Consider the following 24,719-nt stretch of genomic DNA (forward strand, 5'->3'; position numbering starts at 1 on the left):
AGAGAGTGTGGGAGAGTAGGACACCGCCGGACAACCATTCACGAAAGGCCCCACCACCGGTGGGGCCTTTCGCCTTTAACCCCGCCCACCACCACCACAGACCACCAACCCAGCCCGACACTCCTGATGCAGGCCCTACAATGGGTAGGGCGGCGAAGCATGCCACCCACACAGATTCATAGAGAAACCGAGCGGAAACCGCACCAGCGCTGGTTCCGTTCGTAATGAGAGGAACCGCGTAGCCATGGCCGACCAAGACCGCAATCAAGGAGCGGACCGGGCAGACCGACGGCCCGATCGATCAGGTACCCAGGGCGGCCGCTCGGTTGGCAGGCAGAGCGACTCCCCCCGGAGCTCGGCCTCCCGCGATGACCGGGCGGGCGGGTATCGGGGAGCGCCTCCGAAGACCGCCGGGTCATCAGCCGGTCGTGGTGCCAGCGACCGCAGGTCAGGCGGCCCACGTGATGAAAACCGCGGCGGCTCAGAGCGCGCCGAGAGCGGGAAGCGTTCCTTCAACGCCCGGGATCTGCGCAGCGCCAACCGTCCAGACCGCGAACGGTCTCCCGATATCGATGAGGATGTGACCGGCGCCGAACTCGATCGGGTGACCCGGGCGCAGATCCGCAATCTTGAGGAGAAGAGCGCCGAGTGGGTAGCTCGCCACCTCGTGATGGCGGGCCGGCTGCTCGAGGACGAGCCCGAGCTCGCATTCCAGCACGCCCTGGCGGCCAGCCGCCGCGGGGGCAGGCTCGCCGTCGTCCGTGAAGCAGTGGGTTTGACCGCCTACGCTGCGGGACACTACGGGGAGGCGCTCCGGGAGTTCCGCACTTACCGCCGGATCAGCGGTTCGAACGATCATCTTCCGGTCATGGCCGATTGTGAACGAGGGCTGGGCCGCCCCGATCGCGCTCTCGATCTTGCCCAGTCAGAGGAGGCCGAAGGGCTGAGTTCTGCCGGCAAGGTGGAACTGGCCATGGTGGTCTCCGGTGCCCGCTCAGACCTGAAGCAACACGAGGCCGCGGTCGCAGCACTGGAAATCAGCCAGCTGGACCGCAACCGTGCATTCAGTTACAGCCCACGCCTGTTCCGCGCTTACGCCGCAGCGCTGGCGGCGGTTGGTCGCACCGCTGAAGCCGAGCAGTGGCGCCGTCAGGCCGGGATCGCGGACAGCGCTCTCGGGTTGGGCGAGTTCGCCGAGCCCGACATTGTTGACCTCGCCGGTGACGACGAGGTCATCCCCGATGCCTCGGCCGCCCGCCGACGGGTTGCCTCGTCCCCCTCCGGCAGTCCGGGGAGCACCTCGTTGGCCGAAGACCGGTCGGGAGCAGGCGAAGCCCCGGCGGCCGCCTCTGCGACCGACGCCGAGTCGAAGTCGGCCGGTCAGGAAGCGGCGGAAGCGGTAGCTGCCCAGCAGCCCGTGGAAACGCCGGGCGCCCCCGACGACGTCCCGGAGGAGGAAGTACGCCGTGCACCTGCCACCTGGCGTTCGCTTAACCGGCCCGCACCACTGCGCACCAGCCCCGAAGACGGGCAGGACTCCGAGAGGCACCATGACTGAGCCTTTCCTGATCTCGTCCTACGACGCACTGTTGGCCGATCTGGATGGTGTCGTATATGCGGGACCGAACGCCATTCCCGGGGCGGTGGAGTCCCTGGAGCGGTTGGCGGACACCGACGTCGCCCTCGCCTACATCACCAACAACGCGTCCCGATCAGCCGAACAGGTTGCGGCACATCTGCGTGAGCTGGGCGCTCCGGCGACAGCGACCCAGGTGTTCGGATCAGCGTTTGCCGGGGCTGAGCTCCTGGCCACGCTGGTGCCCGCCGGATCGACAGTCCTGGTCACCGGCAGTCAGACCCTGATCGACCAGGTCAAGGCACAGGGCCTGATCCCAGTCACCTCGGCCGAACCAACTCCTGATGCAGTCATTCAGGGCTTTGACCCCGACCTGGGGTGGAAGGACCTGGCCGAGGCTGCCTACGCGGTGGCGGGCGGTGCGGTGTGGGTAGCGACCAACACGGACCTGTCCATTCCGCAGCTCCGAGGCATCGCCCCCGGCAACGGGTCGTTGGTTGGGGCGGTGACAGCAGCCACCGGCAGCACTCCTGCGGTAGCCGGCAAACCCGAAGCACCGTTGTTCGTCACTGCAGCCAGACACCTCGGTGTCTCCCACCCCCTGGTGGTGGGGGACCGGCTCGACACCGACATCCTGGGTGGAAACCGCGCCCGGATGGACACTGCCCTGGTGCTTACCGGCGTCGACACGGTGCGGACGGCGCTGGCGGCTGTCGCCGATCAGCGTCCGAAGTTCCTCCTGTCCAGCCTCGAGGGGCTGTACGAGCCGTATCCGGAAATCAGCCAGAGCGAGGGCGTGTACCGGTGCGGGGCGTCGTCGGCGATGGTCGACGGCGGAACCATCCACCTGACCGGGGACCCAGCGAGCCTGGACACCTGGCGTGCCGCCTGCAGCGCCTGGTGGCGCGCCCATCCTGACACTGTGACCGCCGCACTGCCCACCCTGCAGTCCGCGGGCAGCCCAGTGCTCGACGAGACCGCAGGCCACTGATGACCGGCACTGACCCGGGCTTTCCCCTTCCGGCGGAGACCAGCGGGGACACCAGCGTGGATGAGCTGACCGCTCATCTGGCCGGTATCCCGGACCTCCCCATCGGCGACCACAACCGCCTGTACACGGGACTCCACGACGGCCTGCTTGCCGAGCTCAACGCCGACCCGCCCAAAGCCCATGACGCGCCTTGATCAGGCTCTGGTGGCCCGCGGGCTGGCACGGTCCCGGTCGCACGCCGCCCAGCTCATCGCCGCTGGCCGGGTGCGCCGTGCCGGCGTCCTCCAGGCCAAGGCCGCCAGCAAGGTCCAGGATTTCGAGGAACTGGCAGTCGACGACGGCGGTGCTCCCGACTTCGTCAGCCGTGCCGGGGTGAAGCTCGATGGGGCCCTGCGGTCCTTCACCGAGGTCACCGTCGAGGGAAAACGGTGCCTCGACGCCGGGGCCTCCACGGGCGGCTTCACCGAGGTGCTCCTCCGCGGAGGGGCGTCCCGAGTGGTAGCCGTCGACGTCGGGCACGGCCAGCTCGTTGCGGACCTGCGCCGGGACTCACGGGTCGACGTCGTCGAGGGACTCAACGTGCGTCAACTGGAGCCCGACGCCATCGGCGGCCGGGTTGATCTGACGGTGGCGGACCTGTCCTTCATTTCCCTCACCCTGGTGCTGCTCCCACTCGCCCAGGCCACCAAACCCGGCGGTGACATGGTGCTGCTCATCAAACCCCAGTTCGAAGTGGGCAAGGGAAAGCTGAACTCCAGCGGGGTGGTCGCAACCGAGGAGGAACGGCGCCGCGCCGTCGGACAGGTGATCGGCAGCGCCCTGACCCACGGACTGACCGTGTCGGGGCTGATCCGCAGTCAACTGCCGGGTCAGGACGGAAATGTTGAGTTCTTTGTGTGGATAACAGTGCCGACCGGCCCTCTGGTGCCTAGGATCGAAGGGGAGCTTGATCGCATGACCCGGCAGGTGCTGGACTCCAGCACTGCTTTTACTGATGCCCGGCTAGTGACCGGCACGCCAGACGGCGCACGGGATACGACGGAGCTTCAATGACACGACGGATACTGGTCCTTGCCCACACCGGGCGACACGACGCGATGGCGGCTGCCCAGGAAGCCTGTACGCAGCTGCACCAGTCGGGGCTGGTCCCCGTCATGCGGGGTGAGGAACTGAAGGATATCCAGGACGAGTACGGGGTGCTCACCGCGCCCACCGAGACCCTCGGCGTCGATGTTGGCCTCGACCAGGTTGAGCTGGGGATGGTGCTGGGCGGCGATGGCACAATTCTCCGCGCCGCGGAACTGGTCCGCGGCTCCGAGGTCCCCCTGCTCGGCGTCAACCTTGGGCATGTCGGGTTCCTCGCTGAAAGCGAACGGGCCGACCTCACGGAGACGGTACGCCGGGTGGTAGACCGTGACTACACCGTCGAAGAGCGCATGACCATCGACGTCCAGGTGTGGCGCGGTGACGTCCTCGCAGCCCAGACCTGGGCCCTGAACGAGGCGGCCGTCGAAAAGGCCAGCCGCGAACGGATGATCGAGGTGGTGATGGAGGTTGACGGGCGTCCCCTGAGCTCCTTCGGGTGCGACGGCGTCGTGATGGCAACGCCCACCGGGTCGACCGCCTACGCCTTCTCCTCCGGTGGACCCGTGGTGTGGCCCGAGGTGGAAGCCCTGCTGATGGCACCGATCAGTGCCCATGCCCTCTTTGCCAAGCCTCTGGTGATCGCGCCGACGTCGGTCCTCGCAGTGGAGATCCTCACCCGCACCGACGCGGCGGGCGTCCTGTGGTGCGACGGGCGGCGCACCGTCGACCTGCCGCCCGGCGCCCGGGTGGAAGTCCGCCGTGCAGCGACCCCGGTGCGGTTGGCTCGCACCCAACTCACCCCCTTCTCCGAGCGACTCGTGAAGAAATTCTCGCTCCCCACCCAGGGGTGGCGTGGCCCGACCAGTCATGCAGGAGGCACCGGCCAGTGATTGAAGAAATCCGCATCCGCGACCTAGGCGTCATCACCGATGCCACGCTGCACCTGGGCGGCGGTTTCACCGTGGTGACCGGCGAAACCGGTGCCGGCAAGACGATGGTGATCACCGCTCTGGGACTGCTGCTCGGTGCGCGGGCCGACGCCGGTGCCGTACGTCTCGGAGCGAAAGCCGCCTCAGCCGAGGCGGTCCTGCGGATCGCCCCGCACAGTACGGCCGCACTGCGTGCTGCGGAAGCCGGCGGGGAACTGGACGAGTCGGAGGGCGCAGCTGAGCTGATCGTCGCACGCACCGTCAATAGTGACGGACGGAGCCGCGCATACGTCGGCGGCAGATCAGCGCCTGCGGGGGTGCTTGCTGAGCTGGGATCGGCGCTGGTGGTCGTCCATGGCCAGTCCGATCAGCTGCGCCTGAAAACCACTGCGGCCCAGCGGGAAGCGCTGGACAAGTTCGCCGGGCCCCCACTGGCCGAGGCCCTGGAACGCTATCAGGTGAGCTACCGCCGCCTGCAGGAGGCGGCCGCTGAACTGGAGCAACTCCTGACCGACTCGCGGGAACGGGTCCGGGAGGCCGAATCACTGCAAATCGCGCTCGAAGAAATTGACGCCGTCGCACCGCAGCCCGGCGAAGATGAGAACCTGAAGGCGGAGTCCATCCGCCTGGGCCATGTCGAGGAACTTCGGGCCGCGGCGTTCAAAGCCCACCAGGCGCTCGTCTCGGGGGAATTCGCCGACGATCAGGACGCTACAGTGCTCGTCGATGCCGCCAAACGCCAACTGGAATCGGCGGGGGACCACGACCCAGCCCTGGCCGCGCTGGCGGGGCGGCTCGCCGAGGTGGGCTACATCCTCACCGATATTTCCACGGAGCTCTCAGGCTATAGCGCCTCCCTCGATAGTGATGGTCCCGGCCGGCTGGCCGACGTCGAATCACGACGGGCCGAACTGGCCGTTCTCATCCGCAAGTACGCGCCGAGCATCGATGAGGTCCTGGAATGGGCCGAGGCCGGGCAGCTCCGGCTGGGGGAGCTCGGCGATGACTCCACCCGGATTGAGGCCCTCACTGCCGAGATTGACACCCTCGAGGAGACGGTGTCCGGGCAGGCCACGGAGCTGACCGTTCTACGCACCAGTGCGGCGGCTACCCTTGCCGAACGGGTCACCGACGAATTGTCCGCCCTCGCCATGGCCGCTGCCAGCCTGGTCATCGACGTGACGCCAGGGGAACGCACCCTGTTCGGCGCCGACTCGATTGCGTTCCTCCTCCAGCCGCACCCCGGCTCGGCCCCGCGGCCGCTGGGCAAAGGTGCGTCGGGCGGAGAACTCTCACGGGTGATGCTCGCGATCGAAGTGGTGCTGGCCGCCGTCGACCCCGTCCCGACCTTCGTGTTCGACGAGGTGGACGCGGGCGTCGGCGGCAAGGCGGCTGTGGAAATCGGGCGACGACTCGCCATGCTCGCCGAGCACGTTCAGGTGATTGTGGTCACCCACCTGCCCCAGGTGGCGGCGTTCGCGTCCCAGCACATCAGGGTGACCAAGAACGTGTCGGCGACCGCCGCCGGTGACGGTGTCACCGCCAGCGACGTCGAAGTCCTGCCCGAAGCGGAGCGGGTCCGGGAGCTGGCACGCATGCTCGCCGGCCAGGAAGAGTCGGCGACAGCCCAGGCCCACGCCGAGGAACTGCTCGCGGACGCAGCGCGGACCGCCTCGAAGTGCTAGGCTCGAACTCCGTGGTGCAATCAACAAATTCCCGGTTCCAGAAGTCCGCCAAGACTACCAAGCACGTCTTCGTGACGGGTGGCGTAGCCTCCTCCCTCGGGAAGGGACTCACCGCTTCAAGCCTCGGTCATCTTCTCCGTGCGCGTGGCTTATCCGTCACGATGCAGAAGCTCGACCCGTATCTCAACGTCGACCCGGGCACCATGAATCCCTTCCAGCACGGCGAGGTCTTCGTGACCGACGACGGCGCTGAAACGGACCTCGACATCGGCCACTACGAGCGTTTCCTCGACGAGAGTCTGGACGGGTCAGCGAACGTGACCACCGGCCAGATCTACTCGACGGTCATCGCCAAGGAACGCCGCGGCGAATACCTCGGTGACACCGTCCAGGTCATCCCGCACATCACCGACGAAATCAAGCGTCGGATGCGGTTGCCTTCCGAACACGTCGAAGCGAAGAAGGCCCCCGACGTCATCATCACCGAGATCGGTGGCACCGTCGGTGACATCGAATCGCAGCCCTTCCTCGAGGCAGCCCGCCAGGTACGCCAGGACATTGGCCGCAACAACGTGTTCTTCCTGCACGTCTCCCTGGTGCCCTACATCGGCCCCTCCCAGGAACTGAAAACCAAGCCCACCCAACACTCCGTGGCGATGCTGCGCTCCATCGGTATCCAGCCGGACGCGATCGTCATCAGGTCCGACCGCGAAATCCCGGACGCCATGCGGGAAAAGATCGGCAGGATGTGCGACGTCGACGTCGACGCCGTCGTCAACGCGGCCGACGCCGCCAGCATCTACGACATCCCCAAGACCCTGCACGCCCAGGGCCTCGACGCGTACATTGTGCAGGCCCTGGACCTGAAGTTCAAGGACGTCAACTGGACCAAGTGGAACAAGCTGCTCGACGCCGTCCACCACCCCAAACACACCGTCGAGATTGCCCTGGTGGGCAAGTACATCGACCTGCCGGACGCCTACCTGTCGGTGACTGAGGCGCTGCGCGCCGGCGGTTTCGCCAACAAGTCCAAGGTGGTCATCCGCTGGGTGCCCTCGGACAACTGCGACACCCCCGAAGGAGCGGCGCAGGCACTCGACGGAGCCGATGCCATCTGCGTTCCGGGTGGTTTCGGCATTCGTGGCCTCGAAGGAAAACTTGGGGCCCTCACTTACGCCCGCGAAAACTCGGTCCCCACGCTGGGACTCTGCCTTGGGCTGCAGTGCATGGTCATCGAATACGCCCGCAACGTGGTGGGCCTTGAGGGCGCATCCTCAAGTGAGTTCGACCCCGACACCGAGTTCCCGGTCATCGCGACCATGGCCGAACAATTGCACATTGTCGACGGCGACGGAGATATGGGCGGCACCATGCGCCTCGGCCTGTGGGAGGCGAAGCTCGACGAAGGTTCAGTGGTGGCCCGCACCTACGGGAAGACCACTGTCAGCGAACGCCACCGCCACCGCTACGAGGTCAACAACGATTTCCGTGAGCAGATCTCGGCAGCTGGCCTGGTGTTCTCAGGAACGTCGCCCGACGGCAAGCTGGTCGAGTTCGTTGAACTGCCGAAGAACGTCCACCCGTACTATGTGGCGACCCAGGCGCACCCCGAGCTGAGCTCACGCCCCACCCGCCCGCACCCGCTGTTCGCCGGACTGGTCAAGGCTGCGCTGCTTCGTCGCGGGGTCAAGGCCTAGCATGAGCCAGGGGGCGGACGTGGAGGAATCGGCGCAGCCGCTGGGTGACCGGCAGAGCCCCCGGCGTTTGCTGGACTCTACGGTGGTCTACGAGGGCAGGATCTGGAACGTCGTCAGCGACACCTTCTCCCTCACTGATGACGGTCACGGCGAACCGCTGGTGCGCGACTACATCGAGCATCCTGGTGCTGTGGCCGTGTTGGCTCTGAACGATGCCGGGCAGGTGCTGTTGATCAACCAGTACCGTCACCCGGTGCGGATGACGCTCTGGGAGATCCCGGCGGGCCTGCTGGATGTTCCTGATGAGGATTTTGTCGCGGCTGCAGCTCGTGAGCTCGCTGAGGAGGCGGATCTCACCGCTGAGCGGTGGAACGTTCTGACCGACCTGTTCCTGTCCCCCGGGTCATCCAGTGAAGCGTTGCGTATCTATCTGGCGCGGGGTGTCGCGGAGATCCACCCTGATGAACGCCACGAACGCACCCACGAGGAAGCAGAAATTGAGTTGGCCTGGGTCGACCTGGACGAGGCCGTCGCGGCTGTCCTGGCCGGCCGGATTCACAGCCCCTCGGCCGTCGCAGCGATTCTCGCCGCATCAGTGGCACGGGACTCTGGCTACGACCAGCTGCGACCCGCCGATGAGCCCTGGCCAGAGCACTCCAGCCAGCACCACACCTGGCCCAACGGATCGGTCCTGAAGGGCTAACGATGGCGGTTCCTGCAACGCGGACCGCAGTCGACGACCTGCGGGAGACCGGGCCCGGACGGCTCATGGGCGAGTACCTGCAGCACATGGCAGTGGAGCGCGGCCTGTCAGCCAACACCCTGGCCGCGTACCGGCGCGACCTGTTGAGGTACCACCGGTTTTTGGTGACCCGTTCAGTCACCGACGTGCAGCGGATCACCCGGCATGACATCTCGGCGTTCGCGCAGGCCCTGTCCACTGGTTCGGATGGCCTCGCCGCACTGAGCCCGCGGTCCGCCGCGCGCACCGTCGTCGCGGTCCGTGGCCTGCACCGGTTCTGGGCGCTGGAGGGCATCTGTACCGCCGATCCCGCCCACGACATTCATCCTCCCATCGCCGGTAAGCGGCTCCCGAAAGCCATTTCGGTCGATGAGGTGACCCGCATCCTGGAGGCTGTGAACACGGATACCCCGGGTGGACAGCGGGACCGGGCGCTGCTGGAATTCCTCTACTCCACCGGCTCCCGGATCAGCGAGGCGGTGGGGCTCGACGTCGACGACGTGTCGGTGGATGCGGCGCTGGAAGGCCCCGCCGTCGTCCGCTTGTTCGGCAAGGGGTCCAAGGAGCGGATGGTGCCGTTGGGGTCGTATGCGGCGAAGGCCATTGACTCCTACCTGGTCCGGGCGCGGCCAGCTTTGTCCGCCAACGGCCGGGGTAACCCGGCGCTGTTCCTGAACCTGCGCGGTGGACGACTGAGCCGGCAGAGTGCGTGGACCATCCTGAAGTCCGCGGCTGAGAAGGCCGGGGTGACCGGCGAGGTGTCGCCGCACACCCTGCGACACTCCTTCGCGACCCATTTACTGGAGGGCGGCGCGGACGTGAGGGTGGTGCAGGAGCTGCTGGGGCACGCCTCGGTCACCACCACCCAGGTGTACACCCTGGTTACTGCGGATACCCTCCGCGAGGTCTATGCTGCTGCGCATCCACGCGCTCTCTGATCCATTCGAAGGGGTATCGCTTTTTGCGGTTCTGCCAGTATCCTGTTCCACCTCTGCACCGGGTCCGCAAAGCCTTCGCGAAAACCCTACCCGACGTGTTGCCGACCGAGGGAGATACGTGAGATGGATCCTAGTGAACGGCTCGTTCGAGGAATACGCATGATCGGGAGCGTACCGGTGCTGGCGGGTGTTGGACCGGGCCGGAGTTCTTCAGCCCAGGTGTTCAGCGATCAAGCCGAGCCTGGCCCGTCGCGGACGCCGCTGACACGTCGACGCAGGTGGGCTATCGCGGCGGGTGTGACAGCCGCGGTTGCGGCCCTGGCTGCCGCTGTCATCATCAGTGGAAACTTCGGTCCCACGGCGCCTCTGGCGACTGATCAACCTAACTCCGTGGGGACCGGGTCGGCTGCGGCATCGAGTGAGCCTGCGCCCACCACTCCCGCGGCAGCCGGGTCCCCGCTGGCAACCTATACGCCCACCGGGGTGGGCGGAGACGCGGCGTTGCTGACCGGTTCACTCATCCTCGAGGACGGTTGTGTGTACATTGAGGCCTCTGACTCGACCCGGGTCCTCGCATATTTTCCGGACACGGATGCGTCCTGGTCCGATGGTGTACTGACCTTCTTCGGTACCGATTACCAGCTCGGACAAACGATCTCCCTCGGGGGAGGGGCAAGCACCGTTGCGGACACGGAAGAAAACTCGGCATCGTTCTTCACCCCCGAGTCCTGCCGGCCGGACAGTCGATGGATAGTTTCACAGGTTCCTCCGTCGCCGCTGGACATCACCACCACAGAGCCTGTCAGGGAGCCGTCCTCAGCGGCCGACATGGGGCTGACCGTGGAGGTGCCAGCCGGCTGGGATCTGGTTGCAGGGGCACAAGGGTTGGACGTCCTGAACCCGGCCGGGGAAGTGGTGTCCAATCTGCAACGTTCCGCCGAGGGCGGCATCGGGGGAGCCTGCGCTGAGCCGGCAGTTCCCTGGCAAGAGGTCCGTGCCCTGCCGGTCTCGGTCGACACACCCAATGGGCCAGTCAACGCAAAATTCGTGCTCCGGGTCTTCACCGGCGATCGAATAGTCGGAACCACCGCGCTGGTCCTCGCCGACGACCCGACGGCGGGCGAGGGATGCATGCTCTATAACGTGATTTCAAGCGCCGAGGTGGGTTTGCTGTCTCTCACCAACAACTTCCAGCTCTCACCCTATGGGGAGGGCCGGCAGTTCGAGTCCCTCTCCGATGCTGAGGCCTACGCCGGATCGGCGGAGTTCGACGCCCTGGCAGCCATCGCCGAGTCGATCGTCATCACCGACTAGCCAGTACCCATCCTCGGCTCTCCAAGGGGTTCCGGGGACTACACTTGGGGCTCATGAGCCCCCGCCTCGTTGTCCTGTGCTTCCTGTTTCGTGACACGGACTCGGGCAGCGAAGTGCTGCTCGGGCTCAAGAAGACCGGGTTCGGCGCCGGGCGGATCGTTACTCTCGGCGGGGGAGTAGAAGCTGGGGAAACCGACGCCCAGGCCGCGGTGCGGGAAGTCGCGGAGGAATCCGGCGTCGTCGTCGGAGTGTCACAACTGACTCAGCTGGGACGGATCCGCTGGCGCTTCCCTTCCCAACCGGCAGCCGACATGGACGCCGCGATCTTCACTGCCGATGAGTGGGCCGGAACCCCGCAGCCCACCGCCGAGGTGGACCCCGCCTGGTATCCGGTGAATGATCTGCCGTGGGAGGGCATGTGGGAGGACGCACAACATTGGCTGGGGTCGGTGATCGCCGGCGAACAACTGGACGTGCTCGTCACCCTCAACCCGGACAACGAAACCGTGAGCAGCGCGGTCTGGGCCAACCCATAAGGGTCGAGTCAACAGAAATGACGGGTTTTCCAAGGAAAACCCGTCATTTCTGTTGACTCGATCCAAAAAAGGGAGGGAGCTAGGGGACCTGGCGCTGCTCCGGGCCGTTGTAGGCGCTGAGCGGGCGGATCAGGGAGTTGGAAGCGGCCTGCTCCATGATGTGGGCGGTCCACCCAGTGATCCGGGCGGCGATGAACAGGGGCGTGAACATCTCCGTGTCGAACCCCATCAGGTGGTAGGTGGGCCCGGCAGGGTAGTCGAGGTTGGGTTTGATGCTCTTCGCCTCGTCCATTGCGGTTTCCAGTCCGCTGTACAGGCCCAGCAGCTCCGGCCGGTCGAAGTGCTCGATCATCCCGTCGAGCGCGGCCTTCATGGTGGGAACCCGCGAGTCGCCGTTCTTGTAGACCCGGTGACCGAAGCCCATCACTTTCTTCTTCTGGGCGAGGGCGTCCTCCATCCAGGCCTTGGCGCGGGCTGCGGCGTCCTCTCGGGACTCGTCGGTGCGGATGCCGATCTCCTCGAACGTGTGCATCACAGCCTCGTTGGCCCCGCCATGCAGCGGTCCCTTGAGGGCGCCAATCGCTCCGGTGACCGCCGAGTGGAGGTCAGCCAGGGTTGACGTGATGACCCGGGCGGTGAAGGTCGACGCGTTGAAGGAGTGCTCGGCGTAAAGCACCATCGATACGTTGAACGCCTCCACCACCTCCGGGGCAGCCTCCTCACCGAAAGTCATCCAGAGGAAGTTGGCCGAGTAGTCGAGATCGTCCCGCGGTGCAACGATCTCCTGGCCGCGACGACGGCGTTGGTCGTAGGCGACGACGGCCGGGAACGCTGCGAACAGCTCCATTGCCTTCTCGAGGTTGGCCTCGGGGGAGGAATCTGACGCCTTGGGGTGGTTGGCGCCGAGCACCGACACAGCGGTACGGGCGACGTCCATCGGGTGGCAGGAGGTGGACAGCAGATCGATGGCGGCTTTGACGTTGTCGGCCAGCGCACGGTGACTGCGCTCGAACGCTGTGAACTCGGCCAACTGCTCCTTCGACGGAAGATCGCCGTGCCACATCAGGTAGGCAACCTCTTCAAAGCTGCACTTTGCGGCCAGCTCCTGCACTGGGTACCCGCGGTACAGGAGGGAGTTGGTGTCGGAGTTGACCATCGAGATGGCCGTGGTGTCGACCGTGACCCCGGCCAGCCCTTTGTAGATCTGCGTTTCTGTCGTTTCTGTCATGGTGACTCCTGTTCAACGGCGGAAGGGGCCTGCTGCGTCGTGTGCTCCGGGGAACCGGGCACCTGAAAATTGAATACCGAGGTGTCAAAACGGTTGTACGCCTCGTAGTCCACGAGCTCGTACAGCCGGGCCCGGGTCTGCATGGCACCGACGGCCCCCTGCTGGGTGCCGTCGGCCTTGATGATTTCCAGCGTACGCTCCGCTGCGCCCATTGCACTACGCAGCAGGGTCACGGGATAGATCACCATGTTGACGCCCGCCGAGGCGAGCTCGTCCAGGGTGAACAGCTCACTCTTCCCGAACTCGGTCATATTGGCGAGGATCGGGACGTCGACGGCGTCGCGGATGGCCTGGAACTCAGTCAGGTCCCGCATGGCCTCGGGGAAGATGGCGTCGGCGCCGGCGTCGACCAGGGCCTTCGCCCGGTCCTTGGCAGCGTCGAGGCTGTCAGTGCCGCGGATGTCGGTGCGCGCCATGATGAGGAAGTTCGGATCCCGACGGGCGTCGGCCGCGGCCCGGATGCGTTTGGTGGCCGTGTCCAGGTCCACCACATTTTTGCCGTCCAGGTGCCCGCACCGTTTGGGGTTGAACTGGTCCTCGATGTGGCAGCCCGCCAGCCCGGCGTTTTCCAGTTCCTGGATGCTGCGGGCAACGTTCATGGGCTCGCCGAAGCCGGTGTCGGCGTCGACAATTGACGGCAGATCGGTCATCCGGGCGATCTGCCCGGCACGGGTGGCCACCTCGGTCAGGGTCGTCAGGCCAATGTCCGGCAGGCCAAGGTCGTTGGCGAGGACCGCGCCGGAGATGTAGACGCCGTCGAACCCCTTGTCCTCGATCAATCGCGCTGACAGGGGATTGAACGCACCGGGGAACTGCTGGATGCGTCCGGAGGCGAGACCCTCCCGGAAGGCGATGCGCTTCTGCTCGGGAGTGATAGCTGAGTACAACATTTAGAACAGTCCCTTCGGGGCGGTGGCGGGGTCGATGATGCCGGCGGCGGCGACCAGGTTGAGCTGGTCCAGTTCGCCTGCGGTGAGCTCCGGCAACCGCTCGACGACGGCGAGGAACCGGTCGATCTCTGCCTCGTCGACAATTCTTTTGCCGTCCTGGCCTGCGGCCAAAGTGCGTAGCTTGTTGATGTACTGCTCCCGGGCGAATGGCCGGGCACCGAGGGGATGCGCGTCGGCGACAGCCAGCTCATCGGTGATGACGGTGCCATCGGTCAGGGTGATTTCCACCCGGCCGCCGAAAGCCTTCTCGCTGATATCCAGTGAGTGGTAGCGCCGGGTCCACTCCGGGTCCTCCAGGGTGGTGACCTTGTGCCAGAGTGCCACGGTGTCCGCCCGGCCAGCCCGCTCGGGGGTGTAGGAGTCAACATGGTGCCAGGAACCGTCCTGCAGCGCGACCGTGAAGATGTAGGGCACCGAGTGGTCGAGGGTCTCGCGGGATGCGGTGGGATCGTACTTCTGCGGGTCGTTTGCACCGGATCCGATGACGTTGTGGGTGTGGTGCGAGGTGTGGATGACGATCGACTTCACCTGCTCGGGGTCGGCCGCCTCCGGGTGTGCCGCATGGAGCTTGCGGGCGAGGTCGATCAGGGCCTGCGCCTGGTACTCGGCCGAGTGCTCCTTGGTGTAAGTGTCGAGGATGGCGCGCTTCGGTTCGCCTGCGGCGGGCAGCGGCACCTCGTAGCGACCATCGGGGCCGTCCAGTAGCCAGGCAATGACCCCGTCCTCACCCTCGTAGATCGGGGTGGGGGAGGTCTGGCCGCGTATCGCCCGGTCCGCTGACTCCACCGCCATCTTTCCGGCGAAGGCCGGCGCGTGAGCCTTCCAGGTGGAGATCTCGCCCTTCCTGGACTGCCGGGTGGCGGTGGTGGTGTGCAGGGCCTGGCCGATGGACTGGAAGATGGTCTCGACGTCGAGCTCCAACAACGTGCCAATGCCAGCGACTGCTGATGGGCCGAGATGGGCTACGTGATCGATCTTGTGCTGGTGGAGGCAGATGGCTTTGACCAAATCCACCTGGATCTCGTAGCCCGTGGTGATGGCGCGCAGCAAATCCCGTCCGGATCGGCCGGTGTGCTGGGCGACGGCGAGGATGGGCGGGATGTTGTCGCCCGGGTGGGAGTAGTCGGCGGCCAGGAACGTGTCGTGATAATCCAGTTCGCGGACGGCGACGCCGTTGGCCCAGGCTGCCCACTCCGGGGAGGTCTTCTGGTTGATCCCGAAGATGGTCGCACCGGCGCCATTCGACGACGCCGGGTGGCTGGTGGCCTGCGCGCGGGCAGCGACCACCGGGGCGCGGGTGAATGAGGCGACGGCCACTGAGGCATTATCGATGATGCGGTTGATCACCATGTCGGCGACGTCGTCGTCGACCTCCACCGGGTCGGCAGCGACCAGCGCCAGCCGGTAGGCGAGCTGCTCCTCGCGGGGGAGGTTTTCTTCGCTGCGGTGGGTGCGGACCAGATGATGTTCAACCATTGGGGTGAGCCTTTCGGGAGGGGGTGGACCCGGCGTCGAAGCTAAGTTTCGATGCCAGCAGGTGGGCAAGACTGTTGTGTAGGTGGATCTTGGTGGCCGCTATCGCCAGATCGGTGTTGCCGCCGGCAATCGACCGGGCAATCTGGGCGTGCTCGGCGGCTGAGGCGAGCAGTCGGTCGCTGTTGTCCTTGGCCAGGCGTCTGATCCGTACGAGCTGCGCGCGGAGCTGGCCTTGCGCCTGGCGAAGGAACTGGTTGTCCGCGGCGTCGTCGACGGCGAGGTCCAGTTCCGAGACCAGGGCGTAGTAGGCGCGCTGGTCCGGGTCGGCACCGGCGATGAGGCTGGACGCGTCCTCGAAGCGCTGTGCCAGGGCGGTGAAGACGTGGGGATTCCGGTGCGCCGCAGCCAGCTCGGCGGCCTTGCAGTCCAGGGCCAGCCGGACATCGAAAAGTTCAGTCATCTTCGCCAGGGAAATATCGGTGACGACGACGCCGCGTCCGGCCTGCGCCGCGGTCAGGCCTTCCGCTCCGAGCCGGGCTAGTGCCTCCCGAAGGGGGGTCCGGGACACTCCGAGCCGGGCCGACTGCTCAACCTCGGCGAGGACGGTGCCCGGAACCAGCCGCCACTCGACAATGTCGGACTTCAGTGCGGCGTAGGCCCTGTCGCTTGCTCGCACTGGTCCTCCTGCCGACGCTGGCCTGTACCGGTGACGGTGTTCACCAGTACAGCCAATGTATACAAGGAGGTCAGGTACCGCAAGATATCAGCCAAACAGGTGGCCAATTCGGCCTTTTCTGTATACACGACGGGAGCTTCATCAGTAGGATGACACCACAACACACTGACGTGGAGGAGCGCTCAATGAGCCAGGACTATCGCACGCTGTATCGCCAAAGCCTTGAGGCCCCCGACGAGTTCTGGCTGGAAGCGGCTCAGGCGGTGACCTGGACGCAGCCGCCGACCACGGCAGTGGACAGCACTGCGGCGCCACTTCATCGGTGGTTTCCCGACGGAGAACTCAACACCGCCTACAACGCACTGGACCGCCACATCGAGGCCGGGCGGGGTGACGCCACCGCCTTGATCTACGATTCGGCGATGCTCGGCGTCGCACGGAAATACAGCTACACCGAGTTGCGCGATGAGGTGGCACGCTTCGCCGGGGTGCTGCGCTCGCAGGGAGTAGCCAAGGGTGACCGGGTGGTCATCTACTTGCCCATGGTGCCGGAGGCGGTGATCGCGATGCTCGCCACCGCACGCCTCGGGGCGGTTCACTCGGTGGTCTTCGGCGGGTTCGCCGCGAAGGAACTCGCCTCACGGATCCAGGATGCCCGACCCACCGTCGTCGTGACGGCGTCCGGTGGTCTTGAGCCCCGCGGGCCCATCGAGTACCTTCCTTCAGTGCATCAGGCGCTCGACATCAGCGACCATCGAGTGGCCACGGTGATCGTGAAATCCCGCGAGGGGTTCCTCCATCACGCCTCCGACTACGGGTCGACGTCGGACGGCTCGACATCGGACAAGCAGGGATCGGGCGCTGAGGGAGCGGGCACTGAGGGATCGGGCGCTGTCTGGCTGGACTGGGACACCGCGCTGGCTACCGCCGACCCAGCCGACCCGGTGCCCGTCCTCGCGACTGACCCGCTCTACATCCTGTACACCTCGGGAACCACCGGGTCCCCCAAGGGCGTGGTGCGGGACAACGGCGGCCACGCCGTCGCCCTGGCCTGGTCAATCACCAACATTTTCGGCGTCGGCCCGGGGGACGTGATGCTGACGGCTTCGGATGTGGGCTGGGTGGTGGGTCATTCCTTCATCGTGTACGCGCCGTTGCTCGTGGGCGCGACAACGGTCCTGTACGAGGGGAAGCCGGTCGGCACGCCTGATGCTGGCGCGTTCTGGCGGCTGATCGACGATCACCGGATCAACGTCATGTTCACGGCGCCGACGGCGTTACGCGCGGTGCGGAAGGTCGATCCGGAGGCGAAGCTGCTGAAGAATTACGACACTTCGAGCCTTCGGCTGCTGTTCTGCGCGGGCGAGCGGCTTGACGTCGACACCTACCACTGGACGGGAGCGGCACTCGGTGTGCCAGTGATCGACAACTGGTGGCAAACCGAGACGGGCTGGCCCATCTGTGCGAACCCGCGGGGAATCGAGGAACTTCCCATCAAGGCGGGCTCGCCAACTGTGCCGCAGCCCGGGTATGACCTGAGGATTCTCGACGGCGAGGGCCATGAGGTACCCACCGGAACCGAGGGAAACATTGCGTTGAAGCTGCCGCTGCCGCCCGGGACGCTGCCCACCCTGTGGGGGAGCGACGAACGGTTCATCAGCTCCTATCTCAGCGCTTTCGACGGCTACTACGTCACGGGCGACTCTGGCTACCTCGACGACGACGGCTATGTCTTCGTCATGGGCCGCACCGACGACATCATCAATGTGGCGGGGCACCGGCTGTCCACCGGGGCTATCGAGCAGGTGCTGGCGCAGCATCCAGCAGTCGCCGAATGCGCGGTGATTGGACTGTCCGATCCGCTGAAGGGCCAGCGGGCCAGCGGCTACGTGGTGCTGAAAGCGGGCGCGGACATTGACCCCGCCACATTGGAACAGGAACTGATTGCCCTGGTCCGGAACCAGATTGGCCCGGTAGCCGACTTCAAGCAGGCTGTGGTGGTGGATGGCCTGCCGAAAACGAGGTCAGGGAAAATCCTCCGCAAAACCATGCGTCAGATCGCTGCCCGTGAGGACTACGTGGTGCCCTCCACCATCGAGGACCACAGTGTGCTCGATGCCATGAAGCCGATCCTCCGGGGAACGGCAGACCGCTAGCTGATCCAGGAGTATTCGAACTCGGGCCGCCCGCGGGTGCCGTAGCGCGGGACGCGGCGGGCGGACTCCTGATCGGCTAGATACTCAAGGTAGCGGCGGGCAGTCACCCGTGACAGGGCCAGATCCGCCGCGACCTCAACCGCCGAGACGGCGGTCCCGCCCCGCTTGAGCATGAGGATCACACCCTTGAGCGTCTCGTGGGACAGCCCCTTTGGCAGGTTCCCCTGAGCAGGCGGGCGGAGGGCGGCCAGCGCGTTGTCCACCTCCGACTGGGTCGTCGAAGACGCCTGCGCTACCAACTGGTCCCGGAACGAACGGTAGTTCTTCAGCTTGTCGCTGAACGCCGAATAGGTGAACGGTTTGATTAAGTACTGAACAATCCCGGAGGAGATGGCTGACCTGACGATGTGCAGTTCCCTCACGGCGGTGATGGCAATGATGTCGGTGGGTAGCCCCGCTCCGCGGATCTTGCGGATGATGTCCAGGCCGTGGATATCGGGCAGGTTCATGTCGAGCAGCACGAGGTCCACCCGTTCGGCGCCGGCGGACAGGAAACCCATCGCCTCCGACCCGTTGTGGGCCACTCCCGCAAGACTGAATCCCTCCAGCCGCCTGATGTATTCAGCGTGGGCCTCGGCGGTGATCGTGTCGTCCTCGATCACCAGAACCTTGATCTCCTCAGACATGGGTGCCTCCAGGAAGTCGGGTCGGAGACGACCCGGTGGCGGTTGGGGTCAGGGGCAGCAGGACTGTGAAACGGGCGCCGGCCTCGTTTTCCACTGCTATCGAACCGCCGAGCCCCTGCACCGCTTGCCGCACCAGCGCCAGTCCCAGCCCGCGCCCGGCCCCGCCCGGACTCTCGGGTTCCTTGGTACTGAATCCCATAGCGAAGGCGTCTGCACCGGTGGCCGTCATTCCCCGCCCGCTATCACTGACCGTGAGCTCCAAGCTTTCACCCTTGCGTTCCAGGGCAAGGCTTACCCGGCGGGCGGGGGAGTCGGCGGCGGCGTCGAACGCGTTATCCAGGAGGTTACCGATGATGGTCACCAGGGCTCCCGGATCGAGATGCGAGGTTTCAATGGAGCCGTCGACGGCGATCGCCAGTTCGATCCCGCGTTCGTTGGCCTGGGCAGCCTTCCCCACCAGCAGGGCGGTAATGAACGGCTCGTCGATGGCACCAAGGACGTCGTCGGTAAGTTGCTGCGACTGGGTCAGATCCCGGGTGGCGAAGTCCAGCGCCTCAGCCCGGCGGTCCAATTCGATCAGGGAGACGATGGTGTGCAAACGGTTGGCGTGCTCGTGGGTCTGGGCGCGAAGGGCATCGGTGAGGGTACGCATGGTTTGCAGCTCACCGGTCAGCGCCTCAATCTCCGTGTGGTCCCGCAGGGTGGTGACGGTGCCCAGGGGTTTAGCACCGGAGGCCGGCGACCCACCGCCGGGTACTGCCGCTTCCTGGTTGACGACCAGGATCCGCTCGCTGGTGACGTGGAATTCGTCGATGGCTTGCCGCCCGGTGGTCAGTAGTTCAACGAGCGACGGCGGGAGGTCCAGTTCGGTGGCAGCCGTAGGTTGCCCGGCCCGGGCGGGTGGCAGCCCGAGGAGGTGGGCCGCCTGGTCGTTGTAGAGCACCAGTTCTCCGCTGGGGTTAGTGAGGACCAGCCCCTCGCGGACGGAATGCAGCACCGAGTCGTAAAACACGAACATGTGGGAGAGCTGGTCCGTTCCCAACCCGAGGGTCGCCCGGCGCAGATGCCGGCTGAGCAGGAAGGACACTCCGGCGCCTGCGGTGACGGCGCTGGCGGCAATCAGGAAAAGCAGCGGCAATTGGGCATTCCGGGCGATCGTAACGGTGTCCACGGTGACACCGGCCGCCACCATGGCGACCACCGCGCCGTCGTCATCGGTTACCGGCACAATGGCCCGCACCGATGGGCCCAGGGTGCCCGAGAACGTCTCGGTATGCGAGCGACCCTGCAGCGCCTGCTCGACCGAGCCGATGTAGGGGCTGCCGATTTGTTCGGGATTGCGGTGGGTGAACCGGGTGCGATCCGGGGCCATGATGGTGATGAAGTCGACCCCAAGATCATTCATCACCTCGATCGCATACGGCTGAAGTGTCGCGCTGGGGTCGGCCATTTCGATCGATGCGCTGACAAAGGGATCGTCGGCGAAGGTGGTGGCGATCGCCAGCATGCGGTCGGCTGAGGTCTCATAGGTGCTCTGCTCCGCGTCCAGATACAGCACCCAGGAGATGGCTGCAGTCAGGGCCACCACAAACACCAGCTGTCCGGCGAAGAACTGCCGCGCCAGGCTCCATTTCCTCACCGTTTCAACGGCTCCCTTCACTTGATGCTGCGAACAGTATGAACGCAATGGTGATTCAGATCACTGTACGCCCGAGTCTTGAACAGACAGCTTTGAATCATTCACCGAAGGAGTATGGCTATGGCGCCATCGACATCCACCGCAGGTCAACCGCCCGTGCCGGCGCAGGGGAAATCCAAAAAGCGGGTCGACAAGACCCATTTTCTTTACATTGCAGTCATCGCGGCGGTGATCCTCGGTGCCATCCTCGGCCTGATGGCTCCGGACTTCGCGAAAGGCCTCAAGCCCATCGGCGCCGGTTTTATCGGCCTGATCAAGATGATGATCGCTCCGATTATCTTCTGCACCATTGTGCTGGGTATTGGGTCCATTGCCAAAGCCGCGACGGTGGGCAAAGTTGGCGGCCTGGCGCTGGGCTACTTCATGCTGATGTCCACCTTCGCCCTGGCCATCGGCCTGGTGGTCGGCAACATTGTTCAGCCAGGTGAAGGCCTTGACCTTTCCGGTGCCTCGTACGACGCTGGCGACCCCGCAGAAGCCACCGGAACCACCGACTTCCTGCTGGGCATCATCCCGGTCACACTGCTCGCCTCCCTGACCGGAACCAGCATCCTCCAGACCCTCTTCGTCGCGCTCCTGGTCGGTTTTGCCCTGCAGGGCATGGGGTCGGCTGGCAAGCCAATCCTCCGCGGCATCGGTCACATCCAGGCACTCGTCTTCCGCATCCTCATCATGGTGATGTGGCTGGCCCCGATCGGCGCGTTCGGTGCAATTGCCGCCGTCGTCGGTGAAACTGGCGTCCAGGCGATCGTCAGCATGTTCACTCTGATGGCAGCGTTCTACGTGACCTGCATCCTCTTCATCGTGGTAATCCTCGGGGGCCTGCTGAAGCTGGTCACCGGTGTGAACATCTTCAAGCTGATGAAGTACCTGGGCCGTGAATACCTGCTGATCTTCTCCACCTCGTCCTCCGAGGCAGCACTGCCACGATTGATCGCCAAGATGGAACACCTCGGTGTCTCCAAGCCAGTGGTGGGCGTCACCGTTCCTACCGGTTACTCCTTCAACCTCGACGGCACGGCGATCTACCTGACCATGGCTGCCCTATTCGTCGCGTCAGCGATGGGCACACCGCTGGCGCTGGGCGAGCAGATCTCGCTGCTGATCTTCATGATCATCGCCTCCAAGGGCGCTGCAGGCGTCACCGGAGCCGGCCTGGCCACGCTCGCGGGTGGGCTGCAATCCCACCGCCCGGATCTGGTGGACGGCGTCGGCCTGATCGTCGGTATCGACCGCTTCATGTCTGAAGCGCGTGCGCTCACCAACTTCACCGGCAACGCCGTCGCCACCGTGCTGATCGGTAAGTGGACCAAGGAAATCGACCGCGCCCGTGTGGACGAGGTCCTCTCCGGTAACCTGCCGTTCGATGAAGCGACGATGAGCGCCAGCCACTTCGACGACGACGTCGAGGACGGTTCAGCTCTCACCACTGACACAGCAGTGGACAACCTGGACGATCGAGACGACGACCGTCGGGTTGTTGCAGCGCGCTAAGCGCGCACCCGCCAGGCTCACAGCCCCGCAGGACCCGAATAGGCCCTTCCCGCCAGGGGAGGGCCTATTCTGCTGCCGGTCGTCAAGAAGCTTGAACCTCAAGTTGAAACTAAAGGCTCGCGGGCGGTGGCGACGGATTTACCGGTCGGAATGCAGCCCCGGTTGTAACGTTGAGTGCAGGCAAGCAAACTTTTCAGCACACCGATTAAACGGAAGCGTGGATACATACGTGAGTAGCGAACAGGGTTCCACAACTCTGAAGGACGCCGAGATCGGGCCCACAGGTCGCCCGGTCACAGTGTTCCCCGAACCACCGGTTCTGTCCTCCCACGGACCGGCCCGCGTGATAGCCATGGTGAACCAAAAGGGTGGCGTCGGCAAGACCACCTCCACCATCAACCTGGGTGCGGCGCTCGCCGAGGCGGGCCGACGCGTGCTCCTGGTGGATTTCGATCCCCAGGGTGCGCTCTCCGCAGGCCTCGGCACCAACCCGCACGAACTGGACGTCACCGTCTACAACGTGCTGATGGACCGCAAGGTGCAGATCCAGGACGCCATCCAGACCACCGCGTTCGAGAATGTCGACCTGTTGCCCGCCAACATTGACCTGTCGGCCGCTGAAGTGCAGTTGGTCAACGAGGTGGCCCGCGAACAGGTACTGGACCGTGCCCTCCGGAAAGTCTCGGACGATTACGACGTCATCCTGATCGACTGCCAGCCATCGCTCGGCCTGTTGACGGTCAATGCGCTCACCGCGGCGCATGGCGTGATCATTCCGCTGATCTGCGAGTTCTTCGCGCTGCGTGCTGTTGCGTTGCTGGTCGAAACGATCGAGAAGGTCCAGGACCGGCTGAACCCGCGCCTACAGGTCGACGGCGTCCTGGCCACCATGTACGACGCCCGGACCTTGCACAGCCGCGAAGTTATCGCACGGTTGGTCGAGGCCTTTGGCGACAAAGTGTTCGAGACCGTCATCAAGCGCACCATCAAGTTCGCCGACGCAACGGTCGCCGCGGAGCCAATCACTTCGTACGCGGCCAACCACTCGGGAGCAGATTCCTACCGTCGACTCGCCAAGGAACTGATCGCGCGCGGCGGCGCCCCCTAACCATGCAGTGCGCCGCGCACGTGTCCATGCAGCGCGCCGACGCTCGTGGGTGACGCCGAGCCCGACGTCGTCGCGCCCGCTCGCGACGACGACGCCGCCGCTGTGGGCGCGCCGGAGAGGAGTCCGGTCGACGGGGGGCTGGTGGAGGGTAGTCCGGTCGTCGCGGATGCGTCGGAAACCACCGGGTTCACCGTCCAGCTCGAAAACTTCAGCGGACCGTTTGACCTGCTGTTGGGGCTTATCTCCAAACATGAGCTGGACATCACCGAGATTGCTCTCGCGACGGTCACCGATGAGTTCATCGGCTATATCAGGGCATTCCAGGGTACCGACGCGGATTTCTCCCTCGATGAAGCCAGCGAGTTCCTGGTGATCGCGGCCACCCTGTTGGACCTCAAGGCTGCACGACTGCTGCCCGCCGGTGAAGTCGAAGACGACGAGGATGTGGCCTTGCTCGAAGCCCGGGATCTGCTGTTCGCCCGGCTTCTGCAGTACAAGGCTTTCAAGGAAATCGCCCGGCAACTGGGGGAGCGGCTGGCAGAAGAAGGCAAACGGATGCCGCGGGAGGTCAGCCTGGAACCACAATTCGCTGCGATGATGCCCGAGCTCACCTGGCGGACCACCCCGGAGCAGTTCGCCGTGCTGGCAGCCAAAGCGCTCGAACCTCGCGAAGCAGCACCCACCAGAGTGGGCATTGAGCACCTCCACGGGTCAGCGGTAAGCGTTCGCGAACAGGCGGAACTTATGGGAATCCGGCTCCGCGAAGGACACCCGCTATCGTTCCAGCAACTCACCCGGGATGCCGAGAACATGCTGACCGTCGTGGTCCGTTTCCTTGCCCTACTGGAAATGTTCCGCGACGCTGTGATTTCCTTTGACCAGGAAGCACCGCTCGGAGACCTCACCGTACGTTGGTCCGCTGACGCGAAAGACTGGTCCCCGGCCTCGATCAGTGAGGAATACGACATGCAGTCGCCACCCCCGCAAGCTTCGGCCCCTCTAGCCGCACCACCGCTAACCGGCGAAGGACCCCAGTGAAAGCACCAGAACCCGACGCTGACGAAGCCCTCTTCGACCCCTCGGGCGAACCGGGTGGGGTCAGAGCGGCGCTGGAAGCGGTGCTCATGGTGGTCGACGAACCCGTCACCGAAATGCAGCTTGCCGCGGCGCTCATGGTTCCCGTGGCCGAAGTCAGAGAGTTGCTGGTGGAACTCCAGCAGGAGTATGACGGCTATACTGGTCAGGGCCCGGAAGGGCACACCACCGATCCGGCGGTTTCACAGCCGCGTGGCTTCGAGCTACGCAGCGTCGCCGGAGGATGGCGGATTTTCTCGCGCAGTACGTTTGCGCCGGTAGTGGCGAAGTTCGTGCTCGAAGGACAAAGCGCCCGCCTGTCACAGGCAGCTTTGGAAACCCTCGCCGTCATCGCCTACCGGCAACCGGTGTCTCGGGCAAGAGTTTCAGGAATCCGCGGAGTGAACGTGGATTCGGTGGTACGCACCCTGGCGCTACGCGGTCTCATCGCCGAAGCGGCAACCGATCCTGAGACAGGCGCTCTCCTGTACGGAACAACTCCGTACTTTCTGGAAAGATTGGGTATTGGCAGCGTTGCTGACCTACCTCAGCTTTCACCACATCTACCCGGGTTGGAAAATCTCGGTGACTTTGATGACACCACGTACTAAATACGCT

General features: G+C 65.2%; 22 protein-coding genes. 16 read left to right on the top strand and 6 right to left on the bottom strand.

Features of this window, described 5'->3' with window-relative positions; all coding sequences use genetic code 11:
* Window positions 1-244: 244 nt before the first annotated feature.
* The 11 genes from ABD059_RS16900 (at window position 245) to ABD059_RS16950 (ending at window position 11,494) form a co-directional block, all read left to right on the top strand.
* Window positions 245-1,558 carry a hypothetical protein gene (locus tag ABD059_RS16900; protein WP_343882192.1) on the top strand — a complete coding sequence of 438 codons (1,314 nt, stop codon included), beginning with the start codon at window positions 245-247 and terminating at the stop codon, window positions 1,556-1,558.
* Window positions 1,551-2,567, top strand: a complete 1,017-nt coding sequence (locus ABD059_RS16905) for an HAD-IIA family hydrolase (RefSeq protein ID WP_343882194.1) — start codon at window positions 1,551-1,553, stop codon at window positions 2,565-2,567. Before ABD059_RS16900 ends, ABD059_RS16905 begins: the two co-directional genes overlap by 8 nt.
* Window positions 2,567-2,761, top strand: a complete 195-nt coding sequence (locus ABD059_RS16910; RefSeq protein ID WP_343882196.1) for a hypothetical protein — start codon at window positions 2,567-2,569, stop codon at window positions 2,759-2,761. The genes ABD059_RS16905 and ABD059_RS16910 overlap by 1 nt, the downstream gene beginning before the upstream one ends.
* On the top strand, window positions 2,748-3,620 hold the full coding sequence (locus ABD059_RS16915) for a TlyA family RNA methyltransferase (protein WP_343882198.1): 873 nt from the start codon (window positions 2,748-2,750) through the stop codon (window positions 3,618-3,620). The genes ABD059_RS16910 and ABD059_RS16915 overlap by 14 nt, the downstream gene beginning before the upstream one ends.
* Window positions 3,617-4,543 carry an NAD kinase gene (locus ABD059_RS16920; RefSeq protein ID WP_343882200.1) on the top strand — a complete coding sequence of 309 codons (927 nt, stop codon included), beginning with the start codon at window positions 3,617-3,619 and terminating at the stop codon, window positions 4,541-4,543. The genes ABD059_RS16915 and ABD059_RS16920 overlap by 4 nt, the downstream gene beginning before the upstream one ends.
* The gene (gene recN / locus ABD059_RS16925) at window positions 4,540-6,267 is read left to right on the top strand and encodes a DNA repair protein RecN (RefSeq protein ID WP_343882202.1); all 1,728 of its coding nucleotides are present in this window, start codon (window positions 4,540-4,542) and stop codon (window positions 6,265-6,267) included. The genes ABD059_RS16920 and recN overlap by 4 nt, the downstream gene beginning before the upstream one ends.
* Window positions 6,261-7,964, top strand: coding sequence for a CTP synthase (gene pyrG / locus ABD059_RS16930; protein WP_343882204.1), 1,704 nt, complete (start codon window positions 6,261-6,263; stop codon window positions 7,962-7,964). The genes recN and pyrG overlap by 7 nt, the downstream gene beginning before the upstream one ends.
* 1 nt (window position 7,965) lies before the next feature.
* Window positions 7,966-8,667, top strand: coding sequence for an NUDIX domain-containing protein (locus ABD059_RS16935; protein ID WP_343882206.1), 702 nt, complete (start codon window positions 7,966-7,968; stop codon window positions 8,665-8,667).
* A gap of 2 nt (window positions 8,668-8,669) precedes the next feature.
* A complete protein-coding gene (gene xerD, locus ABD059_RS16940; RefSeq protein ID WP_343882208.1) occupies window positions 8,670-9,644 on the top strand; it encodes a site-specific tyrosine recombinase XerD in 975 nt (324 codons plus the stop codon).
* Window positions 9,645-9,803: 159 nt separating this feature from the next.
* Window positions 9,804-10,958: a hypothetical protein gene (locus ABD059_RS16945; RefSeq protein ID WP_343882210.1), complete on the top strand. Its 1,155-nt coding sequence runs from the start codon at window positions 9,804-9,806 to the stop codon at window positions 10,956-10,958.
* Window positions 10,959-11,011: 53 nt separating this feature from the next.
* The gene (locus ABD059_RS16950; protein ID WP_343882212.1) at window positions 11,012-11,494 is read left to right on the top strand and encodes an 8-oxo-dGTP diphosphatase; all 483 of its coding nucleotides are present in this window, start codon (window positions 11,012-11,014) and stop codon (window positions 11,492-11,494) included.
* Between the two features lie 79 nt (window positions 11,495-11,573).
* Here ABD059_RS16950 and ABD059_RS16955 read toward each other — a convergent pair whose 3' ends face one another.
* Genes ABD059_RS16955 through ABD059_RS16970 form a run of 4 tightly spaced genes read right to left on the bottom strand, consistent with a single transcriptional unit; the run spans window position 11,574 to window position 15,884 of the window.
* On the bottom strand, window positions 11,574-12,722 hold the full coding sequence (locus tag ABD059_RS16955) for a bifunctional 2-methylcitrate synthase/citrate synthase (RefSeq protein WP_343882214.1): 1,149 nt from the start codon (window positions 12,720-12,722) through the stop codon (window positions 11,574-11,576).
* Window positions 12,719-13,672: a methylisocitrate lyase gene (gene prpB, locus ABD059_RS16960; RefSeq protein ID WP_343882216.1), complete on the bottom strand. Its 954-nt coding sequence runs from the start codon at window positions 13,670-13,672 to the stop codon at window positions 12,719-12,721. Before prpB ends, ABD059_RS16955 begins: the two co-directional genes overlap by 4 nt.
* Window positions 13,673-15,208 (bottom strand): MmgE/PrpD family protein, encoded by a 1,536-nt coding sequence (locus ABD059_RS16965; protein ID WP_343882218.1) that lies wholly within the window; start codon window positions 15,206-15,208, stop codon window positions 13,673-13,675.
* Window positions 15,201-15,884 carry a GntR family transcriptional regulator gene (locus tag ABD059_RS16970; protein WP_343882220.1) on the bottom strand — a complete coding sequence of 228 codons (684 nt, stop codon included), beginning with the start codon at window positions 15,882-15,884 and terminating at the stop codon, window positions 15,201-15,203. Before ABD059_RS16970 ends, ABD059_RS16965 begins: the two co-directional genes overlap by 8 nt.
* 185 nt (window positions 15,885-16,069) lie before the next feature.
* Here ABD059_RS16970 and ABD059_RS16975 point away from each other — a divergent pair, with 185 nt between their 5' ends.
* A complete protein-coding gene (locus ABD059_RS16975; RefSeq protein ID WP_343882222.1) occupies window positions 16,070-18,040 on the top strand; it encodes an AMP-binding protein in 1,971 nt (656 codons plus the stop codon).
* Here the strand turns inward: ABD059_RS16975 and ABD059_RS16980 are convergent.
* Together ABD059_RS16980 and ABD059_RS16985 are read right to left on the bottom strand one after the other, a co-directional pair.
* Window positions 18,037-18,726, bottom strand: coding sequence for a response regulator (locus ABD059_RS16980; RefSeq protein ID WP_343882224.1), 690 nt, complete (start codon window positions 18,724-18,726; stop codon window positions 18,037-18,039). The two genes, ABD059_RS16975 and ABD059_RS16980, sit on opposite strands and share 4 nt — an antisense overlap.
* Window positions 18,719-20,365 (bottom strand): sensor histidine kinase, encoded by a 1,647-nt coding sequence (locus tag ABD059_RS16985; RefSeq protein ID WP_343882226.1) that lies wholly within the window; start codon window positions 20,363-20,365, stop codon window positions 18,719-18,721. The genes ABD059_RS16980 and ABD059_RS16985 overlap by 8 nt, the downstream gene beginning before the upstream one ends.
* Window positions 20,366-20,485: 120 nt before the next feature.
* Here ABD059_RS16985 and ABD059_RS16990 point away from each other — a divergent pair, with 120 nt between their 5' ends.
* From ABD059_RS16990 to scpB, 4 genes are all read left to right on the top strand, one after another.
* Window positions 20,486-21,919 carry a cation:dicarboxylate symporter family transporter gene (locus tag ABD059_RS16990; RefSeq protein ID WP_343882228.1) on the top strand — a complete coding sequence of 478 codons (1,434 nt, stop codon included), beginning with the start codon at window positions 20,486-20,488 and terminating at the stop codon, window positions 21,917-21,919.
* 229 nt (window positions 21,920-22,148) lie between these two features.
* The gene (locus ABD059_RS16995; RefSeq protein WP_116779175.1) at window positions 22,149-23,027 is read left to right on the top strand and encodes a ParA family protein; all 879 of its coding nucleotides are present in this window, start codon (window positions 22,149-22,151) and stop codon (window positions 23,025-23,027) included.
* A gap of 141 nt (window positions 23,028-23,168) precedes the next feature.
* Window positions 23,169-24,065 (top strand): segregation and condensation protein A, encoded by an 897-nt coding sequence (locus ABD059_RS17000; RefSeq protein ID WP_377959681.1) that lies wholly within the window; start codon window positions 23,169-23,171, stop codon window positions 24,063-24,065.
* Entirely contained in the window at window positions 24,062-24,712 is a 651-nt protein-coding gene (scpB, locus tag ABD059_RS17005; RefSeq protein WP_343882231.1) for an SMC-Scp complex subunit ScpB, read from the top strand. Before ABD059_RS17000 ends, scpB begins: the two co-directional genes overlap by 4 nt.
* Window positions 24,713-24,719: the final 7 nt, after the last annotated feature.

This window comes from Arthrobacter flavus (assembly GCF_039526005.1).
Lineage (GTDB): Bacteria > Actinomycetota > Actinomycetes > Actinomycetales > Micrococcaceae > Arthrobacter_D > Arthrobacter_D flavus.